General features: G+C 50.2%; 19 protein-coding genes. 8 read left to right on the top strand and 11 right to left on the bottom strand.

The window, feature by feature from the left end:
• Positions 1-6: 6 nt before the first annotated feature.
• The 3 genes from U868_RS0105085 to rfaQ are packed head-to-tail and all read right to left on the bottom strand — an operon-like array spanning position 7 to position 3325.
• Positions 7-1128, bottom strand: a complete 1122-nt coding sequence (locus U868_RS0105085; RefSeq protein WP_025152349.1) for a glycosyltransferase — start codon at positions 1126-1128, stop codon at positions 7-9.
• Positions 1128-2255 (bottom strand): glycosyltransferase family 4 protein, encoded by a 1128-nt coding sequence (locus tag U868_RS0105080; protein WP_025152348.1) that lies wholly within the window; start codon positions 2253-2255, stop codon positions 1128-1130. The genes U868_RS0105085 and U868_RS0105080 overlap by 1 nt, the downstream gene beginning before the upstream one ends.
• On the bottom strand, positions 2252-3325 hold the full coding sequence (rfaQ, locus tag U868_RS0105075; RefSeq protein ID WP_025152347.1) for a putative lipopolysaccharide heptosyltransferase III: 1074 nt from the start codon (positions 3323-3325) through the stop codon (positions 2252-2254). Before rfaQ ends, U868_RS0105080 begins: the two co-directional genes overlap by 4 nt.
• A gap of 224 nt (positions 3326-3549) precedes the next feature.
• On the opposite strand from rfaQ, the gene waaA reads away from it, so the two are divergent.
• From waaA to coaD, 3 genes are read left to right on the top strand one after another with little or no spacing between them, the layout of a single operon-like run.
• Positions 3550-4827 carry a lipid IV(A) 3-deoxy-D-manno-octulosonic acid transferase gene (gene waaA / locus U868_RS0105070; protein ID WP_025152346.1) on the top strand — a complete coding sequence of 426 codons (1278 nt, stop codon included), beginning with the start codon at positions 3550-3552 and terminating at the stop codon, positions 4825-4827.
• Complete coding sequence (locus U868_RS0105065) at positions 4827-5606, top strand: glycosyltransferase family 2 protein (protein WP_025152345.1); 780 nt, start codon at positions 4827-4829, stop codon at positions 5604-5606. The genes waaA and U868_RS0105065 overlap by 1 nt, the downstream gene beginning before the upstream one ends.
• A complete protein-coding gene (gene coaD, locus U868_RS0105060; RefSeq protein ID WP_025152344.1) occupies positions 5603-6088 on the top strand; it encodes a pantetheine-phosphate adenylyltransferase in 486 nt (161 codons plus the stop codon). The genes U868_RS0105065 and coaD overlap by 4 nt, the downstream gene beginning before the upstream one ends.
• On the opposite strand, the gene mutM is transcribed toward coaD, so the two are convergent.
• The 6 genes from mutM to radC form a co-directional block, all read right to left on the bottom strand.
• Positions 6089-6898: a bifunctional DNA-formamidopyrimidine glycosylase/DNA-(apurinic or apyrimidinic site) lyase gene (mutM, locus tag U868_RS0105055; protein ID WP_025152343.1), complete on the bottom strand. Its 810-nt coding sequence runs from the start codon at positions 6896-6898 to the stop codon at positions 6089-6091. It abuts the gene before it with no gap.
• Between the two features lie 10 nt (positions 6899-6908).
• Positions 6909-8105, bottom strand: a complete 1197-nt coding sequence (locus U868_RS0105050; RefSeq protein ID WP_240182662.1) for an O-antigen ligase family protein — start codon at positions 8103-8105, stop codon at positions 6909-6911.
• Between the two features lie 54 nt (positions 8106-8159).
• A complete protein-coding gene (locus tag U868_RS0105045) occupies positions 8160-9092 on the bottom strand; it encodes a glycosyltransferase family 2 protein (protein ID WP_240182661.1) in 933 nt (310 codons plus the stop codon).
• 429 nt (positions 9093-9521) lie between these two features.
• Positions 9522-9689 carry a 50S ribosomal protein L33 gene (gene rpmG, locus U868_RS0105040; RefSeq protein ID WP_004236665.1) on the bottom strand — a complete coding sequence of 56 codons (168 nt, stop codon included), beginning with the start codon at positions 9687-9689 and terminating at the stop codon, positions 9522-9524.
• Positions 9690-9700: 11 nt separating this feature from the next.
• Positions 9701-9937, bottom strand: coding sequence for a 50S ribosomal protein L28 (rpmB, locus tag U868_RS0105035; RefSeq protein WP_015422374.1), 237 nt, complete (start codon positions 9935-9937; stop codon positions 9701-9703).
• 247 nt (positions 9938-10184) lie between these two features.
• On the bottom strand, positions 10185-10859 hold the full coding sequence (gene radC / locus U868_RS0105030; protein ID WP_025152340.1) for a RadC family protein: 675 nt from the start codon (positions 10857-10859) through the stop codon (positions 10185-10187).
• 196 nt (positions 10860-11055) lie between these two features.
• On the opposite strand from radC, the gene coaBC reads away from it, so the two are divergent.
• From coaBC to slmA, 3 genes are all read left to right on the top strand, one after another.
• Complete coding sequence (gene coaBC, locus U868_RS0105025; protein WP_025152339.1) at positions 11056-12270, top strand: bifunctional phosphopantothenoylcysteine decarboxylase/phosphopantothenate--cysteine ligase CoaBC; 1215 nt, start codon at positions 11056-11058, stop codon at positions 12268-12270.
• Positions 12248-12706: a dUTP diphosphatase gene (dut, locus tag U868_RS0105020; RefSeq protein ID WP_025152338.1), complete on the top strand. Its 459-nt coding sequence runs from the start codon at positions 12248-12250 to the stop codon at positions 12704-12706. Before coaBC ends, dut begins: the two co-directional genes overlap by 23 nt.
• A 104-nt stretch (positions 12707-12810) precedes the next feature.
• A complete protein-coding gene (gene slmA, locus U868_RS0105015; RefSeq protein ID WP_025152337.1) occupies positions 12811-13404 on the top strand; it encodes a nucleoid occlusion factor SlmA in 594 nt (197 codons plus the stop codon).
• Positions 13405-13475: 71 nt separating this feature from the next.
• On the opposite strand, the gene pyrE is transcribed toward slmA, so the two are convergent.
• Positions 13476-14123, bottom strand: a complete 648-nt coding sequence (gene pyrE / locus U868_RS0105010) for an orotate phosphoribosyltransferase (RefSeq protein ID WP_025152336.1) — start codon at positions 14121-14123, stop codon at positions 13476-13478.
• Positions 14124-14203: 80 nt separating this feature from the next.
• The gene (gene rph, locus U868_RS0105005; RefSeq protein ID WP_025152335.1) at positions 14204-14932 is read right to left on the bottom strand and encodes a ribonuclease PH; all 729 of its coding nucleotides are present in this window, start codon (positions 14930-14932) and stop codon (positions 14204-14206) included.
• A gap of 124 nt (positions 14933-15056) precedes the next feature.
• On the opposite strand from rph, the gene U868_RS0105000 reads away from it, so the two are divergent.
• Both U868_RS0105000 and U868_RS26250 read left to right on the top strand, forming a co-directional pair.
• Positions 15057-15920 (top strand): YicC/YloC family endoribonuclease, encoded by an 864-nt coding sequence (locus U868_RS0105000; protein ID WP_015422373.1) that lies wholly within the window; start codon positions 15057-15059, stop codon positions 15918-15920.
• Between the two features lie 198 nt (positions 15921-16118).
• A partial coding sequence (locus U868_RS26250; RefSeq protein ID WP_029990715.1) for an integrase arm-type DNA-binding domain-containing protein occupies positions 16119-16291 on the top strand: 173 nt, incomplete at its 3' end.

Here is a 16291-nt window from a genome sequence, read left to right as displayed (position 1 = left end):
TGCTCCTCACACGTGTGTTGACGGGACGGGCTGAATTAGATCGCAGTACTGGCGGACGATCGTCTGCCGCTCAAACTTCTGATACATCTCCGGTGTGATCACCGGCGGATGTTCATAAACCAGACGGATTTTTTCCGCCAGGCTCACCGGTGTCATATCGGATAAATAGGCAGTCAATTCGCCGGTCATAATCTCGCCGATCCCGCCCGGACAATGGGTACTGACCACCGGTGTACCGCAGATCAGGGATTCAATCAGAACAGAAGAGAGCCCTTCACTGTCGGAACTCAGTACCACCGCTTTCGCACCACGGATCACCGGCATTGGTTTTGACTGAAAACCGATAAATTCCACCCGGTCTTCCAGACCGAGTTCAGCCACCTGGCTTTTCAGTGTTTGTGTGGCCGCCGGGCTGCCCTGCCCCGCCAGCAACAGTTTGCACGGCAGATTAGCCAGTGCAAATGCGGTCAGTAATCTGTCCTGCCGTTTCACCTCATGAAAACGCCCGAGGTGAACCATGTAATCCTGCCCCCGGTACGGGTTATCTTCCTGCGCCTGGCGCTGAATATCCGCAACATCAAACGGGTTATAAATGGTCACACACTGCTGCGGCGTGACCCCGACGTTTTCACACAGATCCCGGCACACCGCACCGGATACGCCGATAATATTCCGTCCGTTATACACACGGCGGATTTTTTCCTGTTTCAGACGGCGGCGCAGGCCGGTTTTATTACCGAGATAGCTGGCTGAAAACATGCCGTGCAGGCAGAACCAGACATTCAGCCCGGCCAGTGCCTGTGATACCGCCACAATACGGTCGGTTTTATGCAGATTGGATACCACCAGTACCGGTTTGCCTTTACGGGCAAACAGACCGGACAAAAACGTATCCATCTTTCCGGCACGGCGCCGGATTTCTGTCTGGCGGTGGAACAATCCCCGGTAGCTGTCCGCTGAGACCTGATAATCCACGCCTTCCGGGATGTCATAATCACGGGTATTGCTGAGTGACAGCAGAGTGACATCATAACCGGCCAGAACCAGCCCGTGGCTCAGGCTCAGCACCACCCGTTCAGCGCCGCCGCCCGGTAAACCGTCAATAATAAATAAAATATGCTGTTTCATTATGCCAGGACCCGCCCGTAGAGATCGATAAGCTGCTGTGATAATGCTGCCGGTGTATAAGGTAAAACCCGCTGCCGCGCGCATGCAGACATCCGGCTGCTGAGGTGATCACAAGGCAGTTGTGAAACCGCGTCTGCCAGACCGGCAATATCCAGCGCATCACAGACAAAACCCTCTTCACCCTGTGTGACAAACTCCGCCCCGCCGCAGGTGGTGCTGGTAATAACCGGCAGTGCGCAGGCCATCGCTTCCGGTACCACATTCGGGAACGGATCATACAGTGTCGGCAGCAGCAATCCGTCACTCATCTGATAAAACGGCAGTGTCTGTTTCTGCATGCCCGCAAAACGGATACGATCAGCACACCCGAGGGACGCAGCCAGCTGACGATATTTTTTTTCTGCCTTATCCTGACCTATCACCAGCAGCCAGGCATCATTGCGGCTGACAGCCATAATCGCCGCCGCCAGACCTTTGCGTTCAAATCCGGAACCGACATACACCAGGCATTTTGCCGCCGCCGGAATCTGATGCGTCTGCCGGAGTGCCAGACGCTCAGCTTCCGGCAGCGGATGAAACTTCTCAGAATCAATGCCGTTATAGATGACGGTAATCTGTGACTCTGACAGACCGAAGTCTTCCATCACCTCTTTCTTTACCATCACCGAATTACAAATCACCTGCTTAAAATGCGGGTCATGGTACATCTCCTGCTCTGCCTTCATCACATAACGGTGATACGGTGAGGCAAACAGCAGTTTCGCCCGCCAGGCCGGCAACACCCGCGCCCGCTGTAACAGCCAGCGGCGGTGAACACCATCCCCGGCACGGTAAATATCACAACCGGCGATGCGTTCATGGCTCTGAACAATATCAAATTTTTCATTCTGCCAGCAGGCACGGGCGGCGTGAGCAAATCCGCGCTCACGGCTGATCCGGCCCCATTTCGGCGGATTCACCACATGAATATGCCAGCCGGGAGCCGCAGCGCCCTGCCAGGAGCGGGTGATAACATTCAGATCCAGATTCCGGTTATCCAGTGCTTCCAGCGCCCGGGAGACAAAACGCTCCGCGCCGCCGTCCGGACGGTATTTCTGACGGACAATCGCCAGACGCATCTCTTTCATAAATATCTCCGTGCTGCCGCAATCACTGCCTCTGCCGGGATCGGGCTCAGGTAACGTTCGTCCGTTCCGGTATCGATATCATCCGGATGCGGTTGTTCGCCGTAATCTGATGCCTTAATAATTTCACCGGTTGCCTGCCACGGCGCCCAGAACACCAGTTTTGTCGGGCCGAACAGGGCTATCATGGGTGTTTTCAGGGCGGCAGCCATGTGCATCGGCACAGAATCCACACCGATAAACAGTTTTGCACGATCAATCAGGGCGGCAAGCTGAGGCAGTGTCAGTTCTCCGGCAACAGAGACAATTCTGCCGTCTGCCACCGCCTGCTGACACGGCGCCAGAATGGATGCAATCATCGCTTTTTCGCGCGGGTCCGGCCCGCTGCTGAGCACAATCTGATGCCCTTCATCCGCCAGTGTGCGGATAACATCACTCATTTTGTCGTCATTCCAGCATTTATAGAACCAGCGGGATGTCGGCTGCACCACAATATACTCACCGGTCACCTGTTTGCGCTGCAAAAGCTGTCCGGTCTTCTGCCGGTCTTCTTCTGAATAGGCCATTGTGACATGATTATCGGTCACCGGCAGATTCAGCGGGGTTAACCCGTTAAGATTCTGCTCCACCGTGTGCATGGTCAGTTCCTGCGAGGTATCCGCCAGCAGGGTGTAACACTTCTTCCAGAACAGACTCTGCCGCTTCCGTAAATCCAGCCCGGCACGGATGCGGGCGCCGGTGAACCGGGTGACAATCGCGCTGTACCACTGATCCGCGAGATTTACCACAATGTCGTAACGGCGGCGGCGCAATGATTTCAGTAAACGCCACTCATGCCCGATACGTTTGCAGGTTCCCTCTTTACGCCAGTCTCTGTCCATGGCAAAAATATGGCTGATGCCGGGATGACGGCTGAGCATCGGTGCCGTTTCCTGATACAGCAGGACATCCACTTCAGCATCCGGGTAATTCGCTTTCAGAGTATTAATCACCGGTGTTATCAGCAGCATATCGCCGTGATGACGGAGTTTTATCACTAAAATGCGCTGTACCGGCGCGGGTGCTGTTTGCATAAGAGTTCCATTGGGGTCAGACAGAAATCAGGGAATAACAGGTATCAATATCTGAGGCACAGATTACCACAAATCGTTCCCGGCAGTATTAACAGATAGCGCAGTGTGTTGTACCGGGCAGCGGGGCTCCTGCTGTCAGCGGCACCGGGTTTATGCTTTTTAATGCGCTATTCGTGTTAGTTTTATGCTACTATTGCCGTAATCTTATCTGCGAAACTGATAAAATGTTACTGCGTGTATACCAGGTTCTGCTTTACCTGATCCAACCTCTTATCTGGTTACGTCTGTTATGGCGCAGCCGCCGCTCCCCGGCCTACCGCAGACGCTGGGGTGAACGTTATGGTTTCTGCAAAGGAAAAACCGGCACCGGCGGTATCATCCTGCACTCGGTTTCTGTGGGCGAAACACTCGCCGCAGTACCGCTGGTCCGTGCATTACGCCACCATTATCCGACGTTACCCATCACCGTCACCACCATGACACCGACCGGCTCAGAGCGGGTTTTATCAGCATTAGGTGATGACGTTTACCACGTTTATCTCCCTTACGACTTACCGGGCTCGATGAAACGGTTTTTCAATACCGTTCAGCCGAAACTGGTGATCGTCATGGAAACCGAACTGTGGCCGAATATGATAACTGAACTGCACCGCCGGAAAATTCCGCTGGTGATCGCCAATGCCCGCCTGTCGGCGCGCTCGGCTGCCGGTTATAAGAAAGCAGGCAGTTTCGTGAAAACTATCCTGAACCGGATCACGCTGGTCGCTGCCCAGAATCAGGAAGACGGTGAACGCTTTATTGAACTCGGCCTGCGCCGCCAGCAACTGCATGTGACCGGCAGCCTGAAATTCGATATTTCTGTCACGCCGGAACTGGCTGCCAAAGCCGTTACCCTGCGCCGTCAGTGGGCGGCCCGCCGTCCGGTGTGGATTGCAACCAGTACCCATGAAGGCGAAGAAGAAATTATCCTCAGTGCCCATAAAACCCTGCTGAAGCGCTTTCCGAACCTGCTTCTGATCCTGGTGCCGCGCCATCCGGAGCGGTTTGCCAAAGCACGCGAACTGACCGAAAAAGCCGGTCTGACCTATGTCATGCGCAGCAGTAATACCATCCCGTCACCGGAAACACAGGTGGTCGTCGGGGATACCATGGGTGAACTGATGCTGCTGTACGGACTGGCGGATATCGCATTTGTCGGCGGCAGCCTGGTTGAACGCGGCGGACATAATCCGCTGGAAGCCGCCGCACACGCCCTGCCGGTGCTGATGGGGCCGCACACCTTCAATTTCAAAAATATCTGCGGCAAACTACAGCAGGCCGATGCCCTGCTGACCGTCACGGATGAACAAAGTCTGAGTGACGCCGTCAGTAATCTGCTCAATGATGAGGATTACCGGCTGTACTGCGGGCGGCATGCCGCCGAGGTACTTCATGAGAATCAGGGCGCACTGCACCGTCTGATGCAGTTGCTCGGACCGTATCTGCCGCCGCGGAGCCACTGATGACAGATAAAAAACGTCTCTCTGTTGTGATGATCAGTAAAAACAATGCCGATGTTATCGGTGACTGTCTGAACTCCGTTCAGGGACTGGCGGATGAAATCATTGTGCTCGATTCCGGCAGTCAGGACGACACACTGACCATTGCCCGCAATGCCGGAGCTCTGGTGTATGAAAACCGGGAGTGGCCGGGCTTCGGCCGCCAGCGGCAGATTGCCCAGCAGTATGCCACCGGGGATTATATCCTGATGCTCGATACCGATGAGCGGGTCACACCCGCACTGAAACATTCGATTGAACAGGCCCTTGCCGCACCGCAAAAAAATACCGTATACCGTTTTGCCCGCCGGAATCTGTTTCTCGGGCGTTTTATGAAACACAGCGGCTGGTATCCGGATCATGTCCTGCGGTTATATCCGCGTGAGCAATATCAGTACAACAGTAACGCAGTTCATGAATCTCTGGAGACTCAGGGTGCCAATGTCATCACACTGAAAGGGGATGTCCTGCACCTGACCTGCCGCGATTTACCTGAGTTTCAGCAAAAACAGTTACGCTATGCTGCTGACTGGGCAAAAGCCCGCCATCTGGCCGGTAAACGCTGCTCTTTCCTCTCTGTGCTGACTCACACCGCCGGTGCGTTCTGTAAAACCTGGCTGCTGAGAGCCGGATTCCTGGATGGCAGACAGGGGCTTATCCTTGCATTTGTGAACGCACAATATACCTTTAATAAATACGCCACCCTATGGTCCGTGAGCAACAACGATGAGTCAGCATCATGAAAACACGCGCAATCTATCCCGGCACTTTTGATCCTATTACCTGCGGTCATATCGATATTCTTGAGCGCGCCTCAAAAATGTTTGATCACATCCTGCTGGCGATCGCCAACAGCAGCCGTAAAAATCCGATGTTTACTCTCGATGAGCGGGTTGCGCTGGCAAAAGACGTGTGTGCTCATATCCCGAATGTGGAAGTGCTGGGATTTTCCGAGCTGATGGCGAATTTTGCCAAAAAGCAAAATGCCAATGTGCTGATCCGGGGTGTCCGGTCTGTTGCTGACTTTGAATATGAATGGCAGCTGGCGAATATGAACCGCCATTTTGCGCAGGATCTCGAGAGTGTTTTCCTGCTGCCGTCACAGAACCTCTCTTTTGTTTCTTCATCCCTGATCAAAGACGTGGCTCTGCATGACGGCGATGTCTCTGCATTTCTGCCTGCGTCCGTTGCACAGGCAATGATGCAAAAACTCGGTAAAGCGTAATCAGTGCTGACAGGCGGGGCAGAAAAACGTGCTCCGCTGACCGACTTTCACCACGTCTATCTTCTGTCCGCAGTTAGGGCAACATTCTCCGTGTTTTCCGTACACAAACAGTTCCTGAGCAAAATAGCCGGGTTTTCCGTCTGACTGTAAAAAATCTTTCAGCGTGGTGCCGCCCTGTTTGATGGATTCTGTCAGTACCTGCTTTATGGTGGCAACCAGACGGGTAACCTCATCCATCGTCAGATCTTTCGCCGGGCGCAGCGGATGGATGCGGGATAAAAAGAGGGATTCATTGGCATAAATATTTCCCACGCCCACCACAATTTTATTATCCATCAGCCAGCTTTTGACCGGTGTGTTTCGTTTGCGGGATTTGGCGAACAGATACGCGGCGTCAAAATCATCACTCAGCGGCTCCGGCCCCAGGTTCGCCAGTACCGGACAGGTTGCCAGATCATCCGCCCACAACCAGGCACCAAAGCGGCGCGGATCGGTATAGCGCAGAATTTTACCGTCACCCAGCACCATATCCACATGATCGTGTTTCTCTTCCGGCGTTTCCTCCAAAAGAATCCGCAAACTGCCGGACATCCCCAGGTGAATGATGATCCACCCTTCCGGCAGCTCAATCAGCAGGTATTTTGCCCGGCGCTGCACACTGAGCACCGGCCGGTCACTCAGGCGCTCAATCTGTTCTGACACCGGCCAGCGCAGCCGCCGATTGCGGACTTCAACATAACGTATGGTATTACCAACAAGATGCGGCTCAATGCCGCGCCGGCTGGTTTCGACCTCAGGTAATTCCGGCACAGATAACTCCTCAGCGATTAACCGGCAGCAGCGGTTGTGCGGCGTCGTCTTTTCCGCCGGTGACCAGCGCCACTGCAATACACAGGAGATAAACAGTAATACTCTCACGGCTGAAGAACAAGACATCTGTCAGGCCATAACCGGCCAGACACAATGTCATCATTATCAGCAACAGGTTCTTATTCCGGATCCCGGCATAGAACAGAGAGAGATAAATCAGCACCAGCAGTACACCACCGATAACCCCCTGTAATGACAACACGTCAATCAATTCACTGTGCAAATGTACTGTCAGAAATTCGCCTATTGAATCACTAATGTTACCTGTCACTATTTTTTCTGAAATAAAGTCATTACGATCCTGAAACGATTGCCCCATCGGGGCATGCTTAAAAGCAGATAACCCCGCATACCACATAGTATAACGATTACCTAATGACCCCCCCGGCTTTGTTACATCATAATTTTGAGTTTCCATAATAGCTTTACTAATTCGTGACTTATATAAGAACTCATATGACGAACCTGCAAAAATCAGCAAAAGCACAGTAATAATGCTCACTGTTTTTATATTCAGGCTATTCCGGAAAATAATGATCGTATAAAGAACAGAAAGCAGAAGATAGATAGCTATCGCTGCACGGGTTTGTGTCAGAATAATAATTGCATTGGAAATAATCAGATTAGTAAAAAATAATGTAATATTTAATTTATTTTTCACCTGAATACAATAATGAAGGCTGACAAAAAATATTGCACTGATAAGGTATGCTGCCACTGTTGCCCGGTTTGTATCTAACTCCACCCTGTTTTTATGTAAAACAAAGATATCATAGAGTGCATATAATAAAATATAAAGCGGCAATACCTTAATAATGCCCGAGACATATACATTTCTGAAAAATGTCCGCAGTTCACGCTTTAATAAGATGCATACACAAAAAATAAATGCTCCGAGTATAATTCTCGACGCAGTAGGAGAATGGTTTTTATAAACACTCATCCCGTCATCATTCATCAGAAATGACCAGGCAACCCGTGAGAGTCCGAACAGCAGAAATGACGCCGCAACAAGCAATACCGCACGATCACGGAAAAGCGTCATTTTTTTGAAAAAAACCAGCCAGAATGTCACAATAACGGATAAATAACTCAGTACAAAATAAGAGTCCCGTGACAAGGTATCCACAAAAGAAGCAATCACCATCGAGAAGGTCATCAGCATACCAATGATAATTGGTAATGTTCTGTTTATAACCATTTAAAAAACGCCTGCTGATTTTATTTTTAAAAACATCATTTTTCTGCTTAGTCTTACTTTAGTACTGAACAGAAAGTGAAATATTTTAATATCATTAAACCGATCCATAACAAAACGCGGGAGCTTGCGTTTGTTATTTCTGGATAAATAATCAGAACATACTTTAACAAACAAACCTTCAAACATTACTTTTTCATTTTTATTTTTTACAAAGAAACTTTCCATTGATAATACAATTTGCAGGAAAAGCACGGTTTTATTCATACTTTTCTCAGTGGATAAGCTGCCGCGATGTTTATAATAGCAATAAATCTGAGTATCTGTGATCAGGATATTCTGAGCAGCACAAATCACATATGCCGTAATAACCACATCCTCATAGCAATAAATTTCAGGAAACATATCATCTGTCAGGATATCCCGGCGGATAAACCGGCCGAGTAAATGACCTTTTACCGTCTTATGTTCCAGATAGAGTTCTTTTAACCTGTCCTGAGTGATAGATACAACCGGTTTATCTTCAATCTCTAATACCGGATGACGGTCGTGATGCTCATCCAGACGGGTTATCAGCAGATCAAACGGATGCTCCCGCATAATATCCATAACCCGGGTCAGCGCACCGTTTTTCAGCATATCATCACTGTCTAACGCAGTGATATATTCGCCACGGGATAATGAATAAGCATAATGACGGACTTTACCAATATTAGAAAAGTTAACTGTTTCAACAACCTTAATAAAATTTCGCGGCTGATAATGATTAATAATATCTAACGATTTATCTGTGGAACCATCATTAATAATGATCGCTTCAACCCGCTCCGGAGAATCATTCTCATTCAGGGCATTATCCAGGCTCTCTAATGCGGCCCGGATTGATGACGCCGCATTATGTACTGCAATCATGACCGAAATAACCGGGTTACTCATATCATATTCCAACATTCGTTTTTATCTGTGAAGTAAACTGATTCTGATTCCGGCTGTCACTGACACGCCAACTCAGTAATCATATAAAAACTATATAAAAATAATAAATAAATCAGCCGTTATAGTTGTATGTCCTGACGATATAATAGTACCTGTAAATGATACAACAATCTGAATATTTTAATACTCTTACAATCAGTATTTAAGATAAGTACCCGATTTATCTGCCATTTTATCGTTAATTAACGTTATGAATGATATCGTTTTATATAAAAACACCAACAATTCATAAAATGACGATATATTATACCAGATAACCCAGAAAGTGAAAACAGATGACCATATTGCCCTCTGCCGTTTACCTTTCTCCGGTAAACAGGCAATAAAAAACCCGGCCGGAGCCGGGTTTTTTCAATCAGGAAGCAGAAATTACTTAATTTTTGCTTCTTTGTACATTACATGCTTGCGAACAACCGGATCGAATTTTTTCATTTCCAGTTTTTCAGGCATAGTACGTTTGTTCTTCGTAGTGGTATAGAAGTGACCTGTACCTTCAGAAGAAACCAGTTTGATCTTTTCGCGAATACCTTTAGCCATTTTTCAGCTCCTTAGTACTTCTCACCGCGGGTACGTAAATCAGCTAAAACAGCTTCGATACCCTTTTTATCAATGATACGCATACCTTTAGCAGATACACGCAGAGTCACGAAACGTTTTTCAGACTCAACCCAGAAACGGTGAGAGTGCAGGTTCGGCAGAAAACGACGTTTGGTCGCATTTAATGCGTGAGAACGGTTGTTACCGCTCATCGGACGCTTGCCAGTAACTTGGCAGACTCGGGACATGTCTATTCTCCAAAAATCTAATCAGCTCGAGCTTTGTATTGGGTGAGGCTGCCTCGTCAGGCTTAGGAGCCCATCTCAGCTTACTTTTGACTCGCCGGGAAATTGCTCTGTCAACCAGCAAAAATATGCTGAGATAGGCTCTTCTCGCCAAACCCAAGATCCTCAAAGGTGGCGTAGTATACGCTTTCCGGCGCAAACGCTCAAGACCCGAACAGTAAAGATCGCGTGTTTCTGCGAAAAAAACTGCTCAGATCAGCTCGTGTTCTGCGAACGAAAACATATTGAATTTCCCGACAATCAGGTGATCCAACACATTTATCCCTACCAGCTCACACGCCTGAACAATTTTTTTTGTCAGCAGACGGTCAGCCCGGCTGGGGTTTTCGTTACCGGAAGGGTGATTATGCGCCAGAATCACAGAAACTGCATTCACTTTGAGCGCCAGGCGCAAAATCTCTCTGGGATGCACTTCCACGCAGTTTACCGTCCCTGAAAACATTTCTTCATAACGGATAAGCTGGTTTTGGTTGTTAAGAAAAAGCACGGCAAAGACTTCCCGCTCCTGCCAGGCCATCCGCTGGTTAAGATAGGCCTTTACGGTACAGGCACTGCTGAGAAATTGTGTTTCCTGAAACTGACTGCTGAAACAGCGCCGGGACAATTCGACGATCGCCTGCATCTGGCAAAACTTACTGTCCCCGATCCCGTTCAGGGATTTAAATTCCTCATACCCGGCGTTCAGCAACCGGTGCAGTGACCCGAAGACCTCCAGCAGATACTCCGCAAACTGCCGCACCGGTCTCTCACGGGTGCCGGTGCGCAAAAAAATAGCCAGCAATTCTGAATCACTCAGAACGGATGCCCCGTAAGCGATCAGTTTCTCTCTCGGCATCAGCGCCGTATTTCCGGTTATATTATCCATTTTTCCTCCGCCGGTTTCCCTGTTTCACCGGAAAAAGTATGTCAGCTCCGGCGGTTTTTCCGCATAAAACAGGCCATTTTTGCGAGATGCACCGAAGAAAAAACATTATTTAGCTGGATAAATACACAGCACCCTACCTATACGGCAGTGTTGTGGTAAAATCGCGTATCTCCGAAAAATAACTGGATCAAACACAATGTCCGAACTGACAGGAAAACAGATAGTTCTGGGTATCAGTGGTGGTATCGCAGCCTATAAAGCCCCTGAGATTGTCCGCCGTCTGCGTGACCGGGGCGCTATTGTCCGTGTCGCCATGACACCCGCTGCGACCGCATTTATCACCCCGCTCACACTCCAGGCCGTTTCCGGCTTTCCGGTGGCTGAAAGTGTGCTTGACCCGGCTGCAGAAGCAGCAATGGGCCATATTGAGCTGGGAAAATGGGCGGATCTCATTATTCTCGCTCCCGCCACCGCTGATCTGATTGCCCGCCTGAGTGCCGGCATGGCAAATGATCTGGTCACCACTATCTGCCTGGCCTCTGATGCCACCATCGCCGTTTCACCGGCCATGAACCAGCAGATGTACCGTGCGCAGACCACACAGGAGAATCTCGCGCATCTGGAGCAGCTCGGTTTTGCCGTCTGGGGGCCGGACAGCGGCAGCCAGGCATGTGGTGATATTGGTCCGGGCCGCATGCTGGATCCGTCAGAGATAGTCTTACGGGCAGAACAGCACTTCCGTAAAAAACAGGATATGTCCGGCATCCGTCTCGCCATTACCGCCGGGCCGACACGCGAAGCACTCGACCCGGTGCGTTTTATCAGCAATCACAGCTCCGGCAAAATGGGCTTTGCTATTGCCGCAGCTGCCGCAGCACGCGGCGCGGATGTCACGCTGATTGCCGGGCCTGTCACACTACCGACACCACCGGGTGTTAAACGTATTGATGTCAGCAGTGCCTGTGATATGAATGATGCTGCACAAAAAACAGCCCCGCAGCAGGATATTTTTATCGGTTGTGCCGCCGTTGCCGATTACCGCGCCAAAGCAGTTGCGCCCGAGAAGATTAAAAAACAGGGCGACGAAATCACCTTCACGATGGTGAAAAACCCGGATGTGATCGCCGGTGTCGGCGCACTGGAAAAAAACCGGCCATTTGTGATTGGATTTGCAGCGGAAACCCAAAATGTGGAAGAATACGCGCGCGGTAAGTTGGTGAAAAAACAGCTCGATATGATTTGCGCCAATGACGTTTCTGTTGAAAACCAAGGATTTAACAGTGATAACAATGCCCTGCATCTGTACTGGCATACCGGCGATATCAGCTTACCGAACATGAGCAAATCAGAGCTCAGCCACCATTTACTGGACGAAATACTGAAACACTATGACCAAAAAAATCGACATTAAGATTCTTGATCCGCGCATCGGCGGGGAATTTCCGTTACCGGCCTACGCCACGCCGGGCTCTGCGGGTCTGGACTTACGTGCCTGCCTGGATGAAGCCACTGAGCTGAAGCCGGGCCAGACACTGTTACTGCCGACCGGCCTTGCTGTCCATATTGCCGACCCGACCCTGGCGGCAATGGTGCTGCCGCGCTCCGGGCTCGGTCACAAACATGGTGTGGTTCTCGGCAACCTGGTGGGTTTAATTGACTCTGATTATCAGGGCCAGCTGATGGTATCCGTCTGGAACCGCGGCGATACCACCTTCACAATTGAGCCGGGCGAGCGTATCGCACAGATGATTATCGTTCCTGTTGTTCAGGCTGAATTCAATATTGTTGAAGAATTTACCGAAAGTGAGCGCGGAGCCGGCGGATTTGGCCATTCAGGCCGTCAATAATACTAATAACGCCGTTATCTCCGCCGCTTTTCTGACAGCAGTACTGGTGTACCGCTGTCAGTCGGCAGATGTGTTTTTGCGTTAACGCAGGGGTTTTATCTGACATGGCAGAAAGTACAAAAAAGAAGAACAGGCGCGAGGAGATCCTGCAGGCGCTTGCGCAGATGCTTGAGTCCAGCGACGGCAGCCAGCGTATAACAACCGCCAAACTTGCCGCCAGTGTGGGTGTTTCAGAAGCAGCGCTCTATCGTCATTTTTCCGGCAAAACAAAAATGTTCGACAGCCTGATCGTATTTATTGAGGACTCACTGATTTCGCGGATAAACCTCATTCTTCAGGATGAAAAAGAGACAATCTCGCGAATCAAACTGATTCTGATGCTGATTCTGGGATTCTCTGAAAAGAACCCCGGCCTGACCCGTATCATGACCGGTCACGCACTGATGTTTGAGCAGGATAAATTACAGAGCAGAATTAATCAGTTGTATGAACGGATCGAAGCTCAGTTGCGTCAGGTCTTAAAAGAAAAGCGGATCCGTGACGGCAGCGGTTTTACTTATGACGAAAGCCTGTTAGCATCTCAGTTACTCGCCTTTTGCGAAGGCATGCTGTCCCGTTTTGTACGCTCAGAATTTAAGTACCGGCCGACACAGGAATTTGAAACCCGCTGGCCGTTGCTCCTTGCACAACTTCAGTAATACCATTTTTAGTTAAACTACTCACCCCGCCCGTTTTATTGGGCGAGGGCTTTTTTTGCCTGTTGTCCTGCTCAGATTTCAATCCCGTACTGCTCACGGTAAGCCCGCACAGCCTGCAAATGGGTATCCATCTGCGGATCTTCCGCCAGATAACTGATTAAATCATTCAGTGTGATAATGGAAAATACCTGACAACCATAATCCCGCTCCACTTCCTGGACGGCGGATAACTCACCTTTGCCTTTTTCCTGACGATCAAGACTCAGCATCACACCGGCAAGTGTGGCATTGTTTTGTCTGATAATTTCCATTGACTCACGGATAGCTGTTCCGGCAGTGATTACATCATCCACCACCATAATCCGTCCGTTCAGCGGACTGCCGACCAGTGTTCCGCCTTCCCCGTGATCTTTGGCTTCCTTACGGTTAAAACAGTACGGCATATCAAGATCATGATGCTCCGCCAGTGCAACGGCAGTCGTTGCTGCAATCGGAATGCCTTTGTAGGCAGGCCCGAACAGGACATCGTACTGCACGCCGCTGTCGCATAATGCTGCCGCATAAAAGCGCCCGAGCAGTGCCAAATCCCGCCCGGTATTGAATAACCCGGCATTGAAGAAATACGGGCTTTTCCGGCCGGACTTCAGCGTAAACTCACCAAATTTCAGTACCTGTTTTTTCATCGCAAGTTCAATAAATTCGCGCTGATAAGCTTTCATCGGGATCTCCTGATTCTGATTGACGGATAACGTGCCTGAATCACAGGCATAAAAAAGGCGACTATCACGTCGCCTTCTGATTAATTTTCTAATGCCGCCTTCTGGGCGGTGAAAATGGTTTCCAGCCCGCCCCTTGCGAGGGCCAGTAATGACAACAACTCATCATGACTGAACGGCGCACCTTCTGCCGTGCCCTGAACTTCAATCATCCGTCCGTCATCAATCATAACCACATTCATATCGGTTTCTGCCGCAGAATCCTCAACATATTCCAGATCACAACGCGGCTCGCCGTCCACGATACCGACAGAAACAGCGGCAACCATGGATTTCAGCGGGCTGGCTTTCAGCTGGCCTTTTACGACCATCTGATTCAGCGCATCAGCCAGTGCCACACAGGCACCGCTGATCGCGGCGGTACGGGTGCCGCCGTCGGCCTGGATAACATCACAGTCGAGGGTGATGGTGAACTCGCCCAGTTTGGTCAGATCAACCGCAGCACGCAGTGAACGTGCGATCAGGCGCTGGATTTCCATTGTGCGGCCGGTCTGTTTGCCACGGGCGGCTTCGCGGGCATTACGGGAATTGGTTGCGCGCGGCAGCATGCCGTATTCGGCGGTGATCCAGCCCTGTCCCTGACCTTTCAGGAAACGCGGCACACCTTCTTCAACGGAGGCATTACATAACACTTTAGTGTCACCGAACTCGACCAGCACAGAGCCTTCGGCATGTTTGGTATAATGACGGGTGATAGTAATAGGACGCACCTGGTCTGTTCCCCGGCCAGCGGGACGTGATGACTGACTCATAGTGATTCTCCGGTTCAGTTAACTGTTGGGGGCGCATTATACGGCTTAAACCGGTGAATGCCTATGCCTTAACACCATAACAGCGCTATAATCAGAGCAATAAATCCATCACAGGACAGATATCATGATCCGTAGTATGACCGCGTTTGCCCGTCAGGAAGTCAAACGCCCGTGGGGCACTGCCGCATGGGAACTCCGCTCTGTTAACCAGCGCTACCTTGAAACCTACATCCGCCTGCCGGAACAACTCCGCAGCCTGGAGCCGGTGATCCGTGAGCGTCTGCGTCAGCGTCTGACCCGCGGTAAAGTTGAGTGTAACCTCCGCTTTGACCTGAGCAGCAACGCGCAAAGCGGGCTGAATATGAATGAAGACCTGGCCAAACAGCTGGTTGCTGCCGCAAACTGGGTTAAAAACTACAGTCATGAAGGGGAAATCAATCCGCTGGAAATTCTGCGCTGGCCGGGTGTGATGTCCGCACAGGAACAGGATCTGGACACCATCAGTGAAGAACTGCTGGCCGCTCTCGATGACACCATCACTGCCTTTATCGATGCCCGTGAACGTGAAGGCGCGGCACTGAAGACCTTAATCGAACAGCGCCTCGACGGTGTGACCGAAGAAGTCCGCAAAGTCCGTGCGCAGATGCCGGATATCCTGTTATGGCAGCGTGAGCGCCTGCAGAGCAAACTGGATGATGCACAGATTCAGGTCGATCCGAACCGTCTGGAACAGGAACTGATCCTGCTGGCACAGCGTATTGACGTGGCGGAAGAGTTAGATCGCCTCGATGCCCATGTGAAAGAAACCCATAATATCCTGAAGAAGAAAGAGGCCGTTGGTCGCCGTCTGGACTTTATGATGCAGGAATTCAACCGCGAATCGAACACCCTCGCCTCAAAATCCATCAATGCCGATATCACCAGTTCCGCGATTGAACTGAAAGTGCTGATTGAGCAGATGCGTGAGCAGATTCAGAATATCGAATAATCTCCACTCCCGTCCGTATAAATCCATAAGCCCATGTTAAATGGGCTTTTTTATGGCAAATAATTTCCACTAACGAACATATTACTCCATCAACATCCAGGATTTATCGGGGGGTAAAAAGGGGAGTTCTTTTACTTTACTAGCCAAAAATAACAGTTTATAACCAAATACCCCCCACTTACGATTAACAGGTTAGGTATGAGTTCACTAACAGCAAAAGCCGTTCAGTCTCTGATTAAAGCAGGTGGAGTTGGTAAATTTGCAGATGAACGGGGTTTGTACCTGAAAATCCCCTCCAAAGGTGAACCATACTGGATGCTGAGATACACAGCACACTCAAAGAGAAGAGAAATGGTAATCCCCCCATTTTT

Origin of the sequence: Morganella morganii H1r (assembly GCF_000633515.1) — a bacterium.
GTDB lineage: Bacteria > Pseudomonadota > Gammaproteobacteria > Enterobacterales > Enterobacteriaceae > Morganella > Morganella morganii_B.
The sequence above is the reverse complement of the archived record's forward strand: the minus strand, read 5'-3'. Positions and strand labels throughout refer to the sequence as shown.

Bases quoted from the DNA above. Each gene is read 5' to 3' on its own strand.
- U868_RS0105065 (WP_025152345.1), top strand. From the start codon at position 4,827: ATGACAGATAAAAAACGTCTCTCTGTTGTGATGATCAGTAAAAACAAT.
- waaA (WP_025152346.1), top strand. From the start codon at position 3,550: ATGTTACTGCGTGTATACCAGGTTCTGCTTTACCTGATCCAACCTCTT.
- dut (WP_025152338.1), top strand. From the start codon at position 12,248: ATGACCAAAAAAATCGACATTAAGATTCTTGATCCGCGCATCGGCGGG.
- U868_RS0105085 (WP_025152349.1), bottom strand. From the start codon at position 1,128: ATGAAACAGCATATTTTATTTATTATTGACGGTTTACCGGGCGGCGGC.
- rpmB (WP_015422374.1), bottom strand. From the start codon at position 9,937: ATGTCCCGAGTCTGCCAAGTTACTGGCAAGCGTCCGATGAGCGGTAAC.
- rph (WP_025152335.1), bottom strand. From the start codon at position 14,932: ATGAGTCAGTCATCACGTCCCGCTGGCCGGGGAACAGACCAGGTGCGT.
- U868_RS0105050 (WP_240182662.1), bottom strand. From the start codon at position 8,105: ATGGTGATTGCTTCTTTTGTGGATACCTTGTCACGGGACTCTTATTTT.
- coaD (WP_025152344.1), top strand. From the start codon at position 5,603: ATGAAAACACGCGCAATCTATCCCGGCACTTTTGATCCTATTACCTGC.
- U868_RS0105045 (WP_240182661.1), bottom strand. From the start codon at position 9,092: ATGAGTAACCCGGTTATTTCGGTCATGATTGCAGTACATAATGCGGCG.
- U868_RS0105000 (WP_015422373.1), top strand. From the start codon at position 15,057: ATGATCCGTAGTATGACCGCGTTTGCCCGTCAGGAAGTCAAACGCCCG.
- coaBC (WP_025152339.1), top strand. From the start codon at position 11,056: ATGTCCGAACTGACAGGAAAACAGATAGTTCTGGGTATCAGTGGTGGT.
- U868_RS0105080 (WP_025152348.1), bottom strand. From the start codon at position 2,255: ATGAAAGAGATGCGTCTGGCGATTGTCCGTCAGAAATACCGTCCGGAC.
- pyrE (WP_025152336.1), bottom strand. From the start codon at position 14,123: ATGAAAGCTTATCAGCGCGAATTTATTGAACTTGCGATGAAAAAACAG.
- rpmG (WP_004236665.1), bottom strand. From the start codon at position 9,689: ATGGCTAAAGGTATTCGCGAAAAGATCAAACTGGTTTCTTCTGAAGGT.
- radC (WP_025152340.1), bottom strand. From the start codon at position 10,859: ATGGATAATATAACCGGAAATACGGCGCTGATGCCGAGAGAGAAACTG.
- slmA (WP_025152337.1), top strand. From the start codon at position 12,811: ATGGCAGAAAGTACAAAAAAGAAGAACAGGCGCGAGGAGATCCTGCAG.
- rfaQ (WP_025152347.1), bottom strand. From the start codon at position 3,325: ATGCAAACAGCACCCGCGCCGGTACAGCGCATTTTAGTGATAAAACTC.